At 67.2% G+C, this 16,377-nt stretch carries 16 protein-coding genes and 1 tRNA gene; 2 read left to right on the plus strand and 15 right to left on the minus strand.

Features of this window, described 5'->3' with window-relative positions:
- Nucleotides 1-17 precede the first annotated feature (17 nt).
- The 12 genes from N8I71_RS03965 to N8I71_RS04020 form a co-directional block, all read right to left on the minus strand.
- Nucleotides 18-2,204: an ABC transporter permease gene (locus tag N8I71_RS03965; RefSeq protein WP_262876631.1), complete on the minus strand. Its 2,187-nt coding sequence runs from the start codon at nt 2,202-2,204 to the stop codon at nt 18-20.
- Between the two features lie 3 nt (nt 2,205-2,207).
- Nucleotides 2,208-3,230 carry an ABC transporter substrate-binding protein gene (locus N8I71_RS03970; RefSeq protein WP_262876632.1) on the minus strand — a complete coding sequence of 341 codons (1,023 nt, stop codon included), beginning with the start codon at nt 3,228-3,230 and terminating at the stop codon, nt 2,208-2,210.
- A 177-nt stretch (nt 3,231-3,407) separates the two neighbouring features.
- A tRNA-Arg gene (locus N8I71_RS03975) sits at nt 3,408-3,484 on the minus strand.
- Between the two features lie 73 nt (nt 3,485-3,557).
- Entirely contained in the window at nt 3,558-4,778 is a 1,221-nt protein-coding gene (locus tag N8I71_RS03980) for a cysteine desulfurase (protein WP_262876633.1), read from the minus strand.
- 50 nt (nt 4,779-4,828) lie between these two features.
- Nucleotides 4,829-5,416, minus strand: a complete 588-nt coding sequence (locus N8I71_RS03985) for a Yip1 family protein (protein ID WP_262876634.1) — start codon at nt 5,414-5,416, stop codon at nt 4,829-4,831.
- Nucleotides 5,413-5,919, minus strand: a complete 507-nt coding sequence (locus N8I71_RS03990; RefSeq protein ID WP_262876635.1) for a YIP1 family protein — start codon at nt 5,917-5,919, stop codon at nt 5,413-5,415. The genes N8I71_RS03985 and N8I71_RS03990 overlap by 4 nt, the downstream gene beginning before the upstream one ends.
- Nucleotides 5,920-5,923: 4 nt before the next feature.
- Nucleotides 5,924-7,240: a Fe-S cluster assembly protein SufD gene (gene sufD / locus N8I71_RS03995; protein WP_262876636.1), complete on the minus strand. Its 1,317-nt coding sequence runs from the start codon at nt 7,238-7,240 to the stop codon at nt 5,924-5,926.
- On the minus strand, nt 7,240-7,995 hold the full coding sequence (sufC, locus tag N8I71_RS04000; RefSeq protein ID WP_262876637.1) for a Fe-S cluster assembly ATPase SufC: 756 nt from the start codon (nt 7,993-7,995) through the stop codon (nt 7,240-7,242). The genes sufD and sufC overlap by 1 nt, the downstream gene beginning before the upstream one ends.
- 56 nt (nt 7,996-8,051) lie before the next feature.
- Entirely contained in the window at nt 8,052-8,363 is a 312-nt protein-coding gene (locus N8I71_RS04005) for a heavy metal-binding domain-containing protein (protein ID WP_262876638.1), read from the minus strand.
- A gap of 37 nt (nt 8,364-8,400) precedes the next feature.
- Nucleotides 8,401-9,921: a Fe-S cluster assembly protein SufB gene (gene sufB, locus N8I71_RS04010; protein WP_262876639.1), complete on the minus strand. Its 1,521-nt coding sequence runs from the start codon at nt 9,919-9,921 to the stop codon at nt 8,401-8,403.
- A 163-nt stretch (nt 9,922-10,084) separates the two neighbouring features.
- The gene (locus tag N8I71_RS04015) at nt 10,085-11,143 is read right to left on the minus strand and encodes a cysteine desulfurase family protein (RefSeq protein WP_262876824.1); all 1,059 of its coding nucleotides are present in this window, start codon (nt 11,141-11,143) and stop codon (nt 10,085-10,087) included.
- Nucleotides 11,144-11,201: 58 nt separating this feature from the next.
- Entirely contained in the window at nt 11,202-11,663 is a 462-nt protein-coding gene (locus N8I71_RS04020; RefSeq protein WP_262876640.1) for a Fe-S cluster assembly transcriptional regulator IscR, read from the minus strand.
- A 177-nt stretch (nt 11,664-11,840) separates the two neighbouring features.
- On the opposite strand from N8I71_RS04020, the gene N8I71_RS04025 reads away from it, so the two are divergent.
- Nucleotides 11,841-12,494: an alpha/beta hydrolase gene (locus tag N8I71_RS04025; RefSeq protein ID WP_262876641.1), complete on the plus strand. Its 654-nt coding sequence runs from the start codon at nt 11,841-11,843 to the stop codon at nt 12,492-12,494.
- A gap of 10 nt (nt 12,495-12,504) precedes the next feature.
- Nucleotides 12,505-12,777 carry a hypothetical protein gene (locus N8I71_RS04030; protein ID WP_262876642.1) on the plus strand — a complete coding sequence of 91 codons (273 nt, stop codon included), beginning with the start codon at nt 12,505-12,507 and terminating at the stop codon, nt 12,775-12,777.
- Between the two features lies 1 nt (nt 12,778).
- Here N8I71_RS04030 and N8I71_RS04035 read toward each other — a convergent pair whose 3' ends face one another.
- The 3 genes from N8I71_RS04035 to N8I71_RS04045 all read right to left on the minus strand — a co-directional run bounded on the left by N8I71_RS04035 (nt 12,779) and on the right by N8I71_RS04045 (nt 16,326).
- Entirely contained in the window at nt 12,779-14,167 is a 1,389-nt protein-coding gene (locus tag N8I71_RS04035; protein ID WP_316249141.1) for an aspartate aminotransferase family protein, read from the minus strand.
- Between the two features lie 86 nt (nt 14,168-14,253).
- On the minus strand, nt 14,254-15,531 hold the full coding sequence (locus N8I71_RS04040; RefSeq protein ID WP_262876644.1) for a flavin-dependent oxidoreductase: 1,278 nt from the start codon (nt 15,529-15,531) through the stop codon (nt 14,254-14,256).
- Nucleotides 15,532-15,558: 27 nt separating this feature from the next.
- The gene (locus tag N8I71_RS04045) at nt 15,559-16,326 is read right to left on the minus strand and encodes an SDR family NAD(P)-dependent oxidoreductase (protein WP_262876645.1); all 768 of its coding nucleotides are present in this window, start codon (nt 16,324-16,326) and stop codon (nt 15,559-15,561) included.
- Nucleotides 16,327-16,377: the final 51 nt, after the last annotated feature.

Consider the following 16,377-nt stretch of genomic DNA (forward strand, 5'->3'; position numbering starts at 1 on the left):
TCCTCACGCAGTGCCCCTCATTCCGCCGGCTCCGCGGCCGTCCGGCCCTGCAATTCCTGCCGGCGTCCCAGTTTCCGCGTGCCGACGAGGAACTGGATCACTACCACGCAGAGGATCATCACGATCATCAAAACCGCCGAATAGGCGATGGCGAGCGCGTATTCCCCGGCCTCGACGCGCCCCATGATGTAGGCCGTCGCCATGTTGTGCCGCGCCGAGACGAGGAAGATCACCGCCGAGACCGCCGTCATCGCGGTGACGAAGGAATAGACGAGCGCCGTGAAGACCGCCGGCCGGATCAGCGGCAGGACCACGCGGCGGAGCGTGGTGCCTCCCCCTGCCCCCATGGTCTGCGACGCCTCCTCCATCGACTTGTCGATCTGCGCGAGGGCCGCGAGCCCCGCGCGCATCCCCACAGGCATGTTGCGGAAGATGAAACAGATGATGAGGATCGCGGCCGTCCCGGTGATGTCGACCGGCGGCACGTTGAAGGCCGCGACGTAGGAGACGCCCACGACCGTGCCGGGGATGGCGAAGGACAGCATCGTGCCGAACTCGAAGGCGCGCCGGCCCGCGAAGTCCTGCCGCGCCACGAGCCAGGCGGTGAGTATGCCAACGAGCGTCGTCAGCGGTGCCGCGATGCCCGCGACCCAGAGCGTCGTGATCATCGAATCCCAGGCCGAGCCATAAAGCTCCAGCCCCGTCTCGGCGAACTCGAAGCGGAAGGCCGTGGAAAGATGGCCCAGCGTCGGCGTCAGGTCCCAGCGTCCGACATCGGTGACGAAACCGCCCACGGCGATGATGATGTAGACCGCCAGGGTGAACAGGACCCAGGGCAGCACCACCGCCAGCACCCCGATCTTCAGGATCGGCGGCAGCGGTGCGGCGAGGCCCGCGTCGGACTTGCCGGTAACGGTGACGTAACTCTTCTTGCCCATCCAGCGCATCTGCAGCCAGAACGCGATGAGCGTCAGCGCCAGAAGGATCATGGCAAGCGTCGCGGCATTGCCGAGGTCGTAGCGCGCGCCGACCACGGCGAAGAAGATCTTGACCGACAGGACTTCGTACCCGCCGCCCAGCACGATCGGGTTGCCGAAATCGGCGAGGCTTTCGATGAAGGCCAGAAGGAAGGCCGCCGCGAGGCCGGGCCGGAGGAGCGGCCATGTCACGGTGCGGAACGTCGTCATCGCCCGCGCGCCAAGCGTGCGCGAGGCCTCCTCGAGCGTGGGGTTGATGGCCTCCAGCGTCGACAGCAGGACAAGGAATGTGACCGGCGCGAAGGCCAGAACCTGCGCGATCAGGATGCCCGGAAGGCCATAGACCCAGCGCGTGGGCCGCACCTCCATCAGGTCTGCAACGAAACCGGTCACGAGGCCAGTGCGCCCGAACAGCAGGATGATGGCGACGCCGACGACGAAAGGCGGCGTGATGATCGGCAGGATCGAGATGGCGCGCAGCGCGCGTTTCATCCGGAAATCCGTGCGGTTGACCAGAAGGGCCAGCGCAAGACCGAGCGCTGTCGCCAGCGTTGCCGACAGGACGCCGAGGACGACGGTGTTCACCACCACCCCACAGCGACCGCCACCGGTGAAGCAGGCTACGCCCCAGAGATCCGGCGCGCTCAGCCGCGCCCAGAATGTGGCGAGCGCCAGGTTCCCCTCGGTGTCCACGAAGGCGGCCAGACCGAGCTTGAGGATCGGAAAGAAGACGAAGGTGGTCAGCAGCGCGACGATCGCGGTGATGCAAAAGGACGCGAAGCGTTCCCCCCGGCAGAAGCCGCGCGCCGCAACGAGGTCCGACAGAAGCCCGACAAGCGCCACGCCCGCCAGGAACCCGCCCCAGCCAAGGCCGGTCTGTCCCTCGGCCGCGCGGGCGAACACGCCCCCGACCCAGTCGCTGGACGGCCCCCGCAGACCGACCGCGAACCCCTGCCATACATAGAGGAAGGCCGCCGCGAGCGTGAGACCGAGCGCCAGCCGCGACACCTGCCAGCCCCGCGTCAGCGCCACCGCCCCAAGCGCCAGCGCGGCGGCGATCAGCGGCCAGAACCAGCCACGCCCCGACAACGCCTCGGCAAGCGCCGAGGCCGCCGGCCCCGCCAACAGCCCCGCCCCCTTGTACCAGGGCAGCGCCGTCAGCGAGAGCGCAAGAAGACCGAGCCAGGCCGCCCCGGCCCGGTCAGATGTCAGGGAAATCCTTGCCACGATCTACTGCGGCAACGATCCGATCTCGGCATCCCACCGCTGCAGCAGGCGCGTGCGCTCCTCGCTGGAGCCGTAAAGCGCGAAGTCGTAGTCGATGAGCGTGATCTCCTCGAGCCGCGGCGCCGCCTCGGGCGTCGCCGAGTTGATGTTCGACGGGATCTGGAAGCTGTTGGCCGTTGCGCCGATCTCCTGCGCGGCGGGGGTCAGCGCCCAGTCGTAGAACGCGCGTGCCGCCTCGGGGTTCGGCCCGCCCTCGATGATCGACATCGAGCCGACTTCGTAACCCGTGCCCTCGCAGGGCGCCACGGCCACGATCGGCGCGCCCTGCACCGTCTGGGCCACGGCGTCGTGCATGAAGACGATGCCGATCGCGGTCTCGCCCGTCGCCGCCGCGCGGATCGGGGCGGAGCCCGACTGCGTGTACTGGCTGATGTTGTTGTGGAGCTGCGCGAGATACTGGAACGCCTCGTCCTCGCCCATCAGCTGCACCATCGTGGCGAGCATCGTGTAGGAGGTGCCCGAGGAATTCGGGTTCGCGACCTGCACGTCATCCTCGAAGCGCGGATCGAGAAGGTCGGCCCAGCAGGCCGGCGGGTTCTCGGTCACGAGATCCGAATTGTAGCCGAAGCCGAGACCGCCTGCATAGATGCCGACAGTCCGGTACCCCGACGTCTCGGCCTGGCGCACGGACCAATCCTGCATCTGGTCGAGCATGGGCGAGCGGTATTCCGCGGTCAGCCCCTCCTGTGCCGCCTGCAGGTGCGGGTCGCCGGTGCCGCCCCACCACACATCCCCGCGCGGCTGTTCGCGCTCGGCGGCGATCTGGGCATAGGTCTCGCCCGAAGAGCGGCGCGTCATCAGCACGTTGATGCCGGTCTCGCGCTGGAATGCCTCGGACATCGCCCGGCACCACTCCTCCTGGACCGAGCAATAGAGCACGAGTTCGTCCGCCTGGGCCGCCACCGGCATGGTTGCAGAAAGTCCCGCTGCCGCGAACACCGCGGCAGAGATGTGTCTGATCGTCATGAGTTCCTCCCCTGAACTGCTTGTGACAGTTTCGTGACAGCGATTTGGCTTGGAACTTCGCCACTTGGCAAGCGTTATGTCCATTGGGGAACGGCAAGCTGCCGACGCGCGGCGCATACCCCGGAACCAGGCTGCCGCTCTGGCGCGGCTCGAAGGAAACGGAGGGATTTGGGGAAGTGGCGCACCCGAGAGGATTCGAACCTCTGGCCTCTGCCTTCGGAGGGCAGCGCTCTATCCAGCTGAGCTACGGGTGCAGCGCGGGCTTGCTATAACGGGGCGTGTGCCGCCCCGCAATCGGAAATGCGGGCAGAGGGGCCCGCTTGGGGCTCAGGCGAAAAGCTCGTGGCAGAGTTCGAGCGCTTCGACCAGCGCGTCGACCTCGCCTTCGGTGTTGTACATCCCGAAACTTGCCCTGCAGGTCGCCGTCACGCCGAGATGTTCCATCAGGGGCTGGGCGCAGTGGTGGCCCGCTCGCACCGCGACCCCCTTCTTGTCGAGCACAGTGGAGATGTCGTGGGCATGTCCCGCGCCCTCCATCGTGAAGGAAAAGATCGCGCCCTTGCGGGCCGATTTGCCCTGCACCGTCAGCCAGTTCAGCCCGTCGAGCCGCTCGCGCGCATAGGCCGTGAGCCGCGCCTCGTGGGCGGCGATATTCTCCATTCCCACGCCCATCATGTAGTCGAGCGCGGCACCAAGGCCGATCTGCTGGACAATGCCGGGCGTGCCCGCCTCGAACTTCATCGGCGGGTCGTTCCAGGTCACCATGTCGCGATGCACCTCGCGGATCATGTCGCCGCCACCCATGAAGGGGCGCATCTCTGCCATGCGGTCCGCCTTGATGTGCATCGCGCCGGACCCGGAGGGACCATAGAGCTTGTGGCCCGTGATCGCGTAGAAATCGGCGCCGAGCGCGTCGAGATCGACCGCCATGTGCACGGCCGCCTGGGACCCGTCGACCAGCACCCGAACCCCCTGGGCATGGGCCGCGTCGATCACGGGCTTCACGTCGAATACGGTGCCGAGCACGTTCGACATGTGGCTGATGGCGACAAGCTTCGTCCGGGGCCCGATGGCGTCGATCACCGCCTGGGGGTCGAGATCGCCGTTCTGGTCCACCTCCACCCATTTCAGCACCACCCCCTGCCGTTCGCGCAGGAAGTGCCACGGCACGATATTTGCGTGGTGTTCGGCGATCGTCAGGACGATCTCGTCGCCCGCCTCCATCCTCGGCATGGCCCAGCCATAGGCCACGAGGTTGATGCCCTCGGTCGTGCCCGAGGTGAAGACGATCTCGCGCTCGTCTTTCACGCCGAGGAACCGGGCGATCTTGCCGCGCACGGCCTCGTAGTTCTCGGTGGCGAGGTTCGACAGATAGTGCAGCCCGCGGTGAACGTTGGCGTATTCCATCGAATAGGCCTGCGTGATCGCGTCGATCACCACCCTGGGCTTCTGCGCCGATGCGCCATTGTCGAGATACACGAGCGGCTTGCCGTTCACCTCGCGCGAGAGGATCGGAAAGTCCGAGCGGATGGCGTTCACATCGTACATGGCATCTCCTTCACCCCCCGAGAGGGCGCGGATGGAACAAGGGGATCGGCTCAGACCACCGGTATCGTCAGGCCCAGCCATGACATGACGATGGTGAGCACGAAGGCCAGCCCGAAGGCCGACACGAGCGTGGCGACGAAGACCATGGCAAGCGAGGTGAACCCGTGCAGCACCGCCACGAAGTTCACCAGAAGCCAGAAGACCAGGACGATCGCGAGAAGCGTGATAATACCGGCCAGCGGCGGCACGATCAGGATCGCGAGGATCTGGATCACCTGCACGCAGATCAGGATGAACTGCAGCCAGATGACGAGCAGCATGGCCTCCTGGAAACTGCCGGTGCCGCCGAAGAAGCGGCCGATCCGGTGGATGGCCTGGATCATGACGACAAGGAAGACCACCTGCGCGATGGCCATCGCGACGGGCGATTGCGGCACCTGCGACTGCGCCGCCGCCCCGGTCAGCAGCAGGACGAACTCGCCCATGAACAAGGAGGTGACGATCACCAGCGCGAACATGAGCCACAGCGCCTGTGGCGCGGGCGCGAAGCTCAGCACCGTCGCCGCCCCCTCCCGAGGGTTCGACACCGTGTCGCGGGCCAGCCTCAGCAGGTTGCCCAATGTGGCGATATCCGTCATGCCGCCGCTTCCGCCTCCGGGCTTGTTTCGGCCTCCCTGAGACAGATGCCCCAGATCGACACGAAGGCCAAGAGCAGGCCGGCGCCGACCGCCGTTTGAGCCGGACCCGGCCCGATGAAACCGACGATCAACCCGTAGAACAGCCACGCCGGCGTGGAGGCGAGAAGCGCCCAGAACAGGGCCAGCCGCGCCGAGTAGAACGTGCCCCGCCCCCCGACCGCACGAGCAATCAGGTGGCTCACGCTCCCCAGCCCGTAAAGAAGAAGCGGCCAGATCATCAGCCAGGAGAAGAACGTGATCGCCAGACGCGCCTGAAGCGGCGCGCCCGCCTCGTTCAAGGCGACCTCGCGCGTGATCATCGGCCATTGCGCGACGAAGATTATGCCGCAGGCCAGCATGAGGAACATGAGGGCCCGGTCCTCGCGGCGGCCCTGGTCCAGAAGCCTGCGGATGACGGCGCGCGGCCTGCGCCACGTCGCCACGATGTCGCGCGAGACGCTCATGGGATCAGGCCTGCCGCCGCCTCTCCAGCCACTGCTCAAGCCGCGTGTGGATGTCGCCGCGCAGGCGCTCGTCCTCGATCTCCTCGATTGCCTCGGCAAGGAAGGCCAGCACCAGCAGATCGGTCGCCTCGGCCCTCGGCACCCCGCGCGAGCGCAGGTAATAGAGCGCCGTCTCGTCGAGCGCGCCGGTGGTCGACCCGTGCGAGCACTGCACGTCGTCGGCGTAGATCTCGAGTTCGGGCTTGGCCTGGAACGAGCTGTCCTCGTCCAGCAGAAGCGCCTGGCTGATCTGGTAGCCGTCGGTCTTCTGCGCGCCCGGCTTCACCAGGATCTTGCCCTGGAACACCCCCTCGGCCCCGTTCCTGAGCACCTTCTTGAACACCTGCCGGCTTTCGCAGCGCTGGGCGTCGTGGGTGATGAAGACCGTGTCGTCGTGGTGGAAGGCGCCCGATGCGCCATCGCCCATGGCGGCCCCTGCGACATGCGCCACCGCGTCGTCTCCGGCGATCTCGATGACATGCTCGTTGCGCGTCAGCACGCCGTTGGCCGTGAGGGAGAAGGACTTGTAGGTCGCGCCCTCGCCCACGCGGGCGAACATGTGCGTCACCGCCCGACGCTCGTGGTCGCGGCCCTGCGCGCGGACATGGTGGAAGGCGCCGCCATCGGCCACGTCGATCTCCATGCACTTGTTGAACCGCGCAGCGGCCGGGCCGTTCTCCAGCACGGTCACCTCGGCGCCCGGCTCGACCCGGACGAGATGGTGCAGGATCGCGTCCGAGCTCTCGTCCTGGTGCAGATAGACGAAGCTGACCGGTTTCGAGACCTTGCCCGTCGCGCGGATCACCACGCCATCGGTGGCGAAGGCGGTGTTCAGCGCCGCGAGCGGACGCAGGACCGGATCCTGCCCTCGGGTCTCGAGCACGCCGTAGAGATCGCGCGCCCAGTGGATGTCCTTCTTCAGCGCCTCGGAGAGCCGGTCGACCTCAAGCCCCTCACCGGTGAGGTCGTCGGACTGAGCGGCATCGAAGACCCCGTCCACGAAGACGATCTTGAGCCGGTCGATCCCGGAATAGAGCGGGACCTCGCCCGAGGCTTCGAACAGCGATGCCCGCGTGGCTTCGGCCTGCGTCAGGGTCGCGGGGTCCGTGTATTTCCAGTACTCGTCCCGACGGGTCGGAAGACCGGCCGCGCGCAGCCGCGCGGTTGCCTCGCGCCGCGCCTCGACCGCCCAGCCGGCCTCACCCGACGGCGCGGAAAGCGCCGCGATGCGCGCCTCCGTCAGATCGACGCGCGCCTGGACCTGTGCCGCCGACGCCGCCATCAGGCCACCTCCCCGAGAATGTCGGCATAGCCGTTCTCCTCGACCTCGAGCGCCAGTTCCGGGCCGCCCGACTTGATGATCCGGCCATCGGCCATGATGTGCACGACGTCCGGCTTGATGTGGTCGAGCAGACGCTGGTAGTGCGTGATGACGAGGAAACCGCGCCCCTCGCTGCGCAGCGCGTTGACGCCCTCGGCCACCAGCTTCATCGCGTCGACATCGAGGCCGCTGTCGGTTTCGTCGAGGATGCACATGCGCGGCTCGAGAAGTGCCATCTGCAGGATCTCGTTGCGCTTCTTCTCGCCGCCGGAGAAGCCCACGTTGACCGGCCGCTTCAGCATGTCGGCGTCGATCTGGAGTTCCTTGGCCTTCGCGCGGACGAGCTTGAGGAAATCGCCGGCGCTCACCTCATCCTCGCCGCGCGCCTTGCGCTGGGCGTTGAGCGCGGTGCGCAGGAAGGTCATGTTGCCGACGCCGGGGATCTCGACGGGGTACTGGAACGCGAGGAAGAGACCCGCCGCCGCGCGCTCCTCGGGTTCCATGTCGAGAAGATCGTCGCCGTCGAGCGTCGCCGTGCCGCCGGTCACCTCGTAGCCGTCCCGCCCCGACAGGACATAGGACAGCGTCGACTTGCCCGAGCCGTTCGGCCCCATGATGGCATGCACCTTGCCGGCTTCGACGGTCAGGTCGACACCCTTGAGGATCTGCTTGTCCTCTTCTTCAAGTTTGACCTGCAGGTTCTTGATCTCAAGCATTTTTGTTCCTCGATTTGTCCGTCTGAGCGCCTGTCGCGCGCGCCCGATGTTCCCGATCAGGCCAGCGTGACCGCCGTACCCGATGCAGAGACCATCAGCATGTTGTTGATGACTTCGTAGTCGAGATCGACGCCCACCACGGCGTTGCCGCCCATGGCGCGCGCGCGATCCTCCATCTCTTCCAGCGCGACCTTCCGGGCCTTGCCGAGTTCCTCCTCGTAGGCGCCCGAGCGCCCGCCGATGATGTCGGTGATCCCGGCAAAGAGATCGCGGAAGATGTTCGCGCCGAGAATGGCCTCGCCCACGACGATGCCATGGTATTCGGCGATGGAACGGCCCTCGACCGAAGGCGTTGTGGTCACGATCATGTTGCTCTCCAATGACTTGCAGCGCGACGTTCAGGTTTCAGCCGACCGAGCCTTCGAGGCTGATCGCGACAAGCTGCTGCGCCTCCATCGCAAACTCCATCGGCAGCGCCTGCAGGACCTCGCGGCAGAACCCGTTGACGACCAGCGCCACGGCCTCTTCCTCGTCCATCCCGCGCGAGCGGCAGTAGAACAACTGATCGTCGTCCACCTTGGAGGTCGTCGCCTCGTGCTCCACGCGGGAGGAGTTGTTCTTGACCTCGATGTAGGGAACCGTGTGCGCCCCGCACTTGTCGCCGATGAGAAGGCTGTCGCACTGGGTATAGTTGCGGCTGTCCTTCGCCTTCGGGTGCATCGACACCAGCCCGCGATAGGTGTTCTGCGCGCGGCCCGCCGAGATGCCCTTGGACACGATGCGCGACTTCGTGCGCTTGCCGAGGTGGATCATCTTGGTGCCGGTATCGGCCTGCTGGGCGTTGTTGGCGATGGCGATCGAATAGAACTCGCCCTGGCTGTCGTCGCCGCGCAGGATGCAGGATGGATATTTCCACGTGATGGCCGAACCGGTCTCCACCTGGGTCCACATCACCTTGGACCGGTCGCCCCGGCAATCGGCGCGCTTGGTCACGAAGTTGTAGATGCCGCCCTTGCCGTTCTCGTCGCCCGGGTACCAGTTCTGCACCGTCGAATACTTGATCTCCGCGTCCTCGAGCACGATCAGTTCCACCACGGCGGCGTGAAGCTGGTGCGTGTCGCGCTGCGGCGCGGTGCAGCCTTCGAGATAGGACACGTACGAGCCCTTGTCCGCGATGATCAGCGTCCGCTCGAACTGGCCCGTGTTCTCGGCGTTGATCCGGAAATAGGTCGACAGCTCCATCGGGCAGCGCACGCCCGGCGGCACGTAGACGAAGGAGCCGTCGGAGAAGACCGCCGAGTTCAGCGTGGCGAAGAAGTTGTCGGTGATCGGCACAACGGAACCGAGGTACTTCTTGACCAGATCCGGGTGCTTCTGGATCGCCTCCGACATGGAGCAGAAGATGACGCCCGCCTTCTCAAGCTCCGCCTGGAAGGTCGTGCCGACGCTGACACTGTCGAAGACGGCATCGACCGCGACGCGGCGCGGTTCGGTCCCGCCCTCTTCGCCGGCCTCGACGCCCGCCAGGATCATCTGCTCCTTCAGGGGGATGCCCAGCTTCTCGTAGGTGCGCAGAAGTTCGGGGTCGACCTCGTCCAGAGACTTGGGCTTTTCCCTCATGCTCTTGGGCTTGGCGTAGTAGTACTGGTCCTGGTAGTCGATGGGCGGGTAGTTCACCATCGCCCAGTCGGGCTCGTCCATCTGCTTCCAGCGCTTGAACGCCTGCAGCCGCCAGTCGGTCATCCACTCGGGCTCGCCGTTCTTCTCGGAGATCAGGCGGACGATGTCCTCGTTCACGCCCTTGGGCGCGAAATCCATCTCGATATCGGAATGCCAGCCGTACTTGTACTTGCCGCCGAGCGCCTTGACGGCTTCCACGGTCTCGCGTTCGACGCCTTCGCGGATCTCGGTATCGAGTGCGGTCATATCTACCTCCATGCCGCCAGGCCGGGGCCGGCGGATCCTTCGTCCAGCGCGGCCCGTTCGGGGCCGCATCGTCTCCTCGTGGGTGAGTGCGTCACCCCGTCCTGTCCTGCGGCCCCGCCCCTGGCGACCGGGCCCGGACAAAGCCGGGGTCAGGTCGCGGGGGTCATCCCCCCCTGGCGCGGAAGCGGTCGTGTGCCGCCCCCCAGGCCTCCGCGAAGGCGCGCACCTCCGCTTCGGTCGTCTCTGGCCCGAGCGACACGCGGATGGCGCTCGACGCCGCCCGCTCTTCCAGGCCCATGGCCGTCAGCACCTGGCTCGTCCGGACCTTGCCCGAAGAACAGGCCGAACCCGCCGAAACCGCGAAACCCGCCAGGTCCATCTGCATGACCTGCGTCTCTCCCTTCCAGCCCGGCGTCACGATGCAGGACGTATTGGGAAGCCGCGGTTTTCCTTTCCCGACAAAAATAGTCCCGTTCACGCGAGGGTCCAGAGTCTTTTCTAGAATATTTCTAAGTTTGTCCACCCGCTCCCAGACGCCGTTTTCCAGATCTTGTAGGGCAGCCTGCGCCGCACCACCAAATCCAGCAATACCGATGAGGTTCTCTGTTCCCGACCGGCGCCCCATTTCCTGGCCGCCGCCGCGAATCCGGGGCTCGACGTCCAGGCCACGCCGCAGGATCAGAGCACCGATTCCCTTCGGCCCGCCGATCTTGTGCGCCGAGATCAGCGCCATATCGATGCCCGACCAGTCGAAGGCGAGCGGCACCTTGCCGAAGGCCTGCGTCCAGTCGCTGACCGCAAGGCCGGGCGGCAGATCCTGCAAGATGCCGGTCTCGGAATTGGCCGCCTGAATCGTCGAGGTCGCGGGATCCGGGATCGCCACCGACCCGTCCGCCGCCACGGCAAGGTCCTCCGTCACCCAGGCGCGCACGGCGTCATGCTCGATGGCCGAACCATGCAATCCCCGCCCGGCCAGCGCCAGCGCCGCGCCCTCGGTCGCGCCCGAGACGAACACGATATCGGCCCCCTGCGCGCCGGCCGCGACCGCGATCTGCGCCCGCGCCCGCTCCATCAGCGACTTGGCCGCGCGGCCCTCGGCATGCACGGAGGAGGGGTTGCCCACGACGTCCATCGCCTCGATCATCGCCGCCCTGGCCTCGGGCCGCAGCGGCATCGTCGCGTTGTGGTCGAGATAGACGCGCGCCCGCCCGGCCATCGCCATGTCCTTCATCTGTCCGATAAATACGCGAGAGCCGCGCCCGCCGAACCGCTCGGCGGCTTCAATCCTCGTCCACGACCTCGAACAGCGTCGGCACCGCCGGGCACGGCGTCAGGTCGTTCTTGACCACGTCCGATAGCCGCGTCTGGTGCAGGAACACGTAGACATGCGCGCTGAGGCTTTCCCAGAGCCGGTTCGTCATGCTCTGCGCCCGGCTTCCCGACAGGCCGCCCGTGGCCCCGGCGCCGGTGTGCATCGCGTCCACCGTCTCGTCGACCGCGGCGAAGACCTCGACCACCCGGATGTCGGACGCCGGCCGCGTCAGCCGGTAGCCGCCGCCCGGCCCCCGGACGGATTCCACCAGCCCCGCACGCCGCAGCTTCACGAAAAGCTGTTCGAGATAGGGCAAGGAGATGCTCTGCCGTCGCGACACGTCCGAAAGCGAGCTGAGGCTGCCCTCGGGCAACATCGCGAGGTCGGCCATCGCCACCATGGCGTAGCGTCCCTTCGTCGAGAGTTTCATCGGCCTCTCCCCGGACCGGCGCCCCGAACAGCCCGGACCAATTGACCTTTGCGCCTGTGGCGCTTAACTGCGAACCACTCCGGATGGCGGCGCCTTTCGGACCGGACTTTTACTAGGGAGCGCGGGGGCGCGCGTCAAGAATGACACCCCCGCCGTCCCGCTCGCGAGGGAGACCCGATGCCCGAGGTGATTTTCCCCGGCCCCGAAGGCCGGCTCGAAGGACGCTACCACCCGCAAAAGGTCAAGGACGCCCCAATCGCGATCATCCTGCACCCGCACCCGCAGTTCGGCGGCACGATGAACAACCGCGTCGTCTACAACCTGCACTACGCCTTCCACGAGATCGGCTTTACCGTTCTGCGGTTCAACTTCCGCGGCGTGGGCCGGAGCCAGGGCGAATACGACCAGGGTATCGGCGAGCTCAGCGACGCGGCCTCGGCGCTCGACTACCTGCAGTCGATGAACCCCAACGCCAAGCATTGCTGGGTGGCAGGTTTCTCCTTCGGGGCCTGGATCGGGATGCAGCTCCTGATGCGGCGGCCGGAGATCACCGGCTTCATCTCGGTCGCGCCGCCGGCCAACATGTACGACTTCTCCTTCCTCGCGCCCTGCCCGGCCTCGGGTCTCATCGTCAACGGCACGAACGACCGCTTCGCCAAGCCGCAGGACACGCGTATCCTTGTCGACAAGCTGCACGAGCAGAAGGGCATCACCATCACCCACGAGGAGATGGAGGGCGCCGGCCACTTCTTCGAGGATCCCTACATGGACCCGATGATCGAGATGGTGCAGGCCTACGTGCGCCGCCGCCTGACCGAAACCTCCCGCTGAGGGCCCGGACATGAGCGCGATCACCGAGAAACTCGCCGATCAGCTCGCTCAGGACGTTCTCGCCGCCGTTGAGGAGATCGGCGACGACCGCCTGCCCGACGAGATCGCGCGCACCCTGGGCAATTCCTCGCCCACGACGGAGGAACTGTTCCGGACCTTCGTTCGGGTGCGCCTCGCCGAGAAGCGCGCGCGCCGGATGCTCGAACAGCGGCTCGACAAGCACCGCGCACAGGCCGAAGGCGAACCCGCGGCGAAGGCCGACCCCGGCGAAGGCGCGCCGTAGCTTACGTCAGGCCGAGCCGCCGGACATCGGCCAGCGTCTTGTCGAGCGTGACGGCGGCCTTCTCGATCAGGTCGTCCGCCTCGGCCCGGCTGAGGACAAGCGGCGGCGACACGATCAGACGGTCGCCCACCGCCCGCATCACCAGCCCCGAGTTGAAGGAATGGTCGCGCGCGATGATGCCGACCTCGGCATCTTCGGGGAAGGGAACGCGGCCGGCCTTGTCGGCGCAAAGCTGCATCGCGCCGAAGAACCCCTTCATCACCGCCTCGCCCACCAGCGGGTGATCCGCGAGCGCGGTCCACTTTTCCTGAAGGTAGGGCCCGATGTCGTCGCGGACACGCTCCACCAGCCCTTCGTCGCGCAGGATGCGCAGGTTCACGAGCGCCGCCGCCGCTGCCGCCGGATGCCCGGAATAGGTGTAGCCGTGGGTAAACTCCGAGCCCTTGTCGATCAGGACCTCGGCGATGCGGTCCGAGACCGCGACCGCGCCCATGGGAACGTATCCGGACGTCAGCGCCTTGGCCATCGTCATGAAGTCGGGCTCGGTGCCGTAGGTCTCACAGCCGAACCAGTTGCCGGTCCGCCCGAAGCCGCAGATAACCTCGTCCGAGATGAGAAGGACGCCACGTTCCTTGAGCCCGGCCCAGAGCATGGGCCAGTAGGTCTCGGGCGGGATCACGACGCCACCCGCGCCCATCACCGGCTCGGCCAGGAAGGCCGCGACGCGGTCGACGCCGATCCCGTCGATCAGCGAAAGCGTGTCGCGGGCGACCTTCTGCCCGAAATCCTCGGGGCTCATGTCGCCGCCCTCGGCCCACCAGGCGGGGCGCGGCGCATGGAAGACGTTGCCGACGGGCAGGCCCGGCTGCCTGTGCATCGCGTCGAAGCCGCCGACAGCGGCCGCCGCGACGGTCGAGCCGTGATAGCCGCCCCGCCGAGAGACGATGACGTTCTTGCGCGGCTTGTCGAGAAGCTGCCAGTAATACGTCACCAGCCGGATGATCGTGTCGTTCGCCTCGGACCCCGAGGACGTGTAGAAGAAGCGGTTGAACTGCGGCGGGGTCAGCGTCGACAGAAGCTGCGACAGCTCGGCCACCGGCTCATGCGTGGTCTGGAAGAAGGTGTTGTAGAACGGCAGCTCGCGCATCTGCTCGGCCACCGCGTCGACGATCTCCTGCCGGCCGTAGCCCGCCGCCATGCACCAAAGTCCCGCCATCCCGTCGAGGATTCGGTTGCCCTCGCTGTCGGTCAGCCAGACGCCCTCGGCCCCGGTGATGACGCGGGCACCCTTCGCATTCAGCTCGCGCGTGTTGGTGAAGGGGTGGATATGGTGCGCCGCATCGAGGGCGCGGATCTCGGCGGTGGAGTTGTGGCGGGTCATTTCGGTCAGTCCTAGGTCGTCCGGCGCCGGTTGCGCCATGCCAAGATGTGTCGCGTTTTTCCGGCCTGCGCCAGTCCCCCCGGACCTTCCAAGTGTCAGGCGATCCTCGCGCCTTTCGGGATCGTCGGCGGCGCCGCGTTCAGGCGCTCGACGGCGAAGCCTGCCGCGGCCTTGTAGTCGGCGATGAAGGCCGCGCGCTCCTCCGGCGGGATCACGTCGTCGATATCCTCGAAGACCCCGCCCGAGCGTTCGGACACCAGCGTCAGGAGGCCGAAGGGTCCCGCCTGCCGGTTTCTCAGCACAAGCTCCGAGACCGGGCCGCACAGCTCCGCGTCATAGGCGGCAAGCGCCTGCGGTGACACGCCATGGGCCAGCAGCTTCGCGCCAATGACGCGGGCATCCACGATCGCCTGGCTCGCGCCGTTGGACCCCGTGGGATACATCGCATGGGCCGCGTCCCCCATCAGGGCCACGCGCCCCTCGACCCAGGTCGGCACCGGATCGCGGTCGATCATCGGGTTCACGTAGGCCACGTCCGAGGCCGAAAGCATCGCCGGCACATCCAGCCAGTCGTAGCGGAAATCATCGAAATGATGGACGAAATCCTCCGTCTCGGCTGGGATGAACCAGCGTTCGCCGGGCCAGCCGCCATCGCTGTCCTGCGTCACCTCGGCGATCCAGTTGATCAGCGCGCGGCCGTCCGCGTCGGGCTTCGAGATCGGGTAGATCACCATGCGATGCCGGTCGGTGCCAAGCCCGACGAAGCTCGACCCAGTGCGGATGGGCCTGGCCCTCACGGTGCCCCGCCACATCAGCGCCCCGCCCCAGTGGATCGGCCCCTGTTCGGGGTGCATCTGCGCGCGGAGCTCCGAATGAATCCCGTCCGCGCCGACCAGAAGCGCGCCGTGCACGTCTTCCGTGGTCCCGTCACCGTGGCGCAGGTGGAGCGTGACACCGTCCGCGTCCTGCGCGTAGCCGGTCGCGCGCGCGCCCGTCATGACGGCGTCGGACCCCAGCCGCTCCAGCACCGTGCGGTAGAGCAGCATGAGGAACGCGCCGCGGTGCACGGCGTATTGCGGCCAGAGGTAACCCGCGGAGAGGCCACGCGGCTCGGCATGGATGTCGTTGCCGTTCAACCCGACCAGCGCCCATTCGAGCGCGGGCAGCCCCACCTCGTCGAGCGCGTCCTGCCCGATCCCGAGGTCGAACAGCTCCCGGACGGCGTTCGGTTGCAGGTTGATCCCCACGCCCAGCGGCTTGACATCGGGGCTCGCCTCGAAGACGCGAACCGGCACCCCGATCTGGTGCAGCGTAAGTGCCAGCGACAGGCCGGCGATACCGCCGCCCGCGATTAGAACCGTGTCGCCGGACATGCCGCACTCCCGAACTTGCCGATACCCCTACCTTGGTGCCATCCGGATCGCGCCGTCCAGCCGGATCACAGTACCGTTCAGCATGGGATTTTGCACTATGTGAAGCACGAGCGCCGCGAATTCGTCCGGGTCGCCAAGCCGCGAGGGATAGGGAACCTGGCTACCCAGGCTGTCCTGGACCTCCTGCGGCAGGCCCTTGAGCATCGGCGTGAGAAAGAGGCCCGGCGCGATCGCGCAGACGCGCACGCCCTTGTCGGCGAGGTCGCGCGCCATGGGCAGCGTCATGGCCGCGACGCCGCCCTTGGAGGCCGCGTAGGCCACCTGCCCCACCTGCCCCTCGAAGGCGGCGACGGAGGCTGTGTTGACGATGACGCCGCGCTGCCCGTCGGGGCCGAGCGGCTCGGCCTCCACCATCCGCGCCGCGGCCTGGCTCGCCACGTTGAAGGTGCCGAGAAGGTTCACGCCGATGGTGCGGGCGAAGACGTCGGGGTCATGGGCGGCACCACGCGAGACGGTTTTGGCCGCAGGCGCGATCCCGGCGCAGTTGATGGCGATGCGGATCGTGCCGACTTCGGCCTCCACCCGGTCGAGCGCGGCGGCGACGGAGGCCGGGTCGGTCACGTCGACCCGGCAGAACAGGCCCCCGGTCTGCGTGGCGAGCGCCTCTCCCGCATCGGCGTTGACGTCGAAGATCGCGGGCCTCAGGCCGGCGCCGGCCAATGCGCGCGCGCTCGCCTCGCCAAGTCCCGATGCGCCGCCCGTGACGACCGCCGCCTGCCCTTCGAAAATGACCATGTCCCGTCTCCCATCCGGTTGTCCGCCACCTGCCTAGCGCCGGGATGCGGA

The organism is Roseicyclus sediminis, from assembly GCF_025515305.1.
Classification (GTDB): domain Bacteria; phylum Pseudomonadota; class Alphaproteobacteria; order Rhodobacterales; family Rhodobacteraceae; genus Roseibacterium; species Roseibacterium sediminis.

Excerpts from the sequence above, each read along its gene's own strand:
- N8I71_RS03970 (WP_262876632.1), bottom strand. The coding sequence starts at position 3,230 with ATGACGATCAGACACATCTCTGCCGCGGTGTTCGCGGCAGCGGGACTT.
- N8I71_RS03980 (WP_262876633.1), bottom strand. The coding sequence starts at position 4,778 with ATGTACGATGTGAACGCCATCCGCTCGGACTTTCCGATCCTCTCGCGC.
- N8I71_RS03985 (WP_262876634.1), bottom strand. The coding sequence starts at position 5,416 with ATGACGGATATCGCCACATTGGGCAACCTGCTGAGGCTGGCCCGCGAC.
- N8I71_RS03990 (WP_262876635.1), bottom strand. The coding sequence starts at position 5,919 with ATGAGCGTCTCGCGCGACATCGTGGCGACGTGGCGCAGGCCGCGCGCC.
- sufD (WP_262876636.1), bottom strand. The coding sequence starts at position 7,240 with ATGGCGGCGTCGGCGGCACAGGTCCAGGCGCGCGTCGATCTGACGGAG.
- sufC (WP_262876637.1), bottom strand. The coding sequence starts at position 7,995 with ATGCTTGAGATCAAGAACCTGCAGGTCAAACTTGAAGAAGAGGACAAG.
- N8I71_RS04005 (WP_262876638.1), bottom strand. The coding sequence starts at position 8,363 with ATGATCGTGACCACAACGCCTTCGGTCGAGGGCCGTTCCATCGCCGAA.
- sufB (WP_262876639.1), bottom strand. The coding sequence starts at position 9,921 with ATGACCGCACTCGATACCGAGATCCGCGAAGGCGTCGAACGCGAGACC.
- N8I71_RS04015 (WP_262876824.1), bottom strand. The coding sequence starts at position 11,143 with ATGGCGATGGCCGGGCGGGCGCGCGTCTATCTCGACCACAACGCGACG.
- N8I71_RS04020 (WP_262876640.1), bottom strand. The coding sequence starts at position 11,663 with ATGAAACTCTCGACGAAGGGACGCTACGCCATGGTGGCGATGGCCGAC.
- N8I71_RS04025 (WP_262876641.1), top strand. The coding sequence starts at position 11,841 with ATGCCCGAGGTGATTTTCCCCGGCCCCGAAGGCCGGCTCGAAGGACGC.
- N8I71_RS04030 (WP_262876642.1), top strand. The coding sequence starts at position 12,505 with ATGAGCGCGATCACCGAGAAACTCGCCGATCAGCTCGCTCAGGACGTT.
- N8I71_RS04040 (WP_262876644.1), bottom strand. The coding sequence starts at position 15,531 with ATGTCCGGCGACACGGTTCTAATCGCGGGCGGCGGTATCGCCGGCCTG.
- N8I71_RS04045 (WP_262876645.1), bottom strand. The coding sequence starts at position 16,326 with ATGGTCATTTTCGAAGGGCAGGCGGCGGTCGTCACGGGCGGCGCATCG.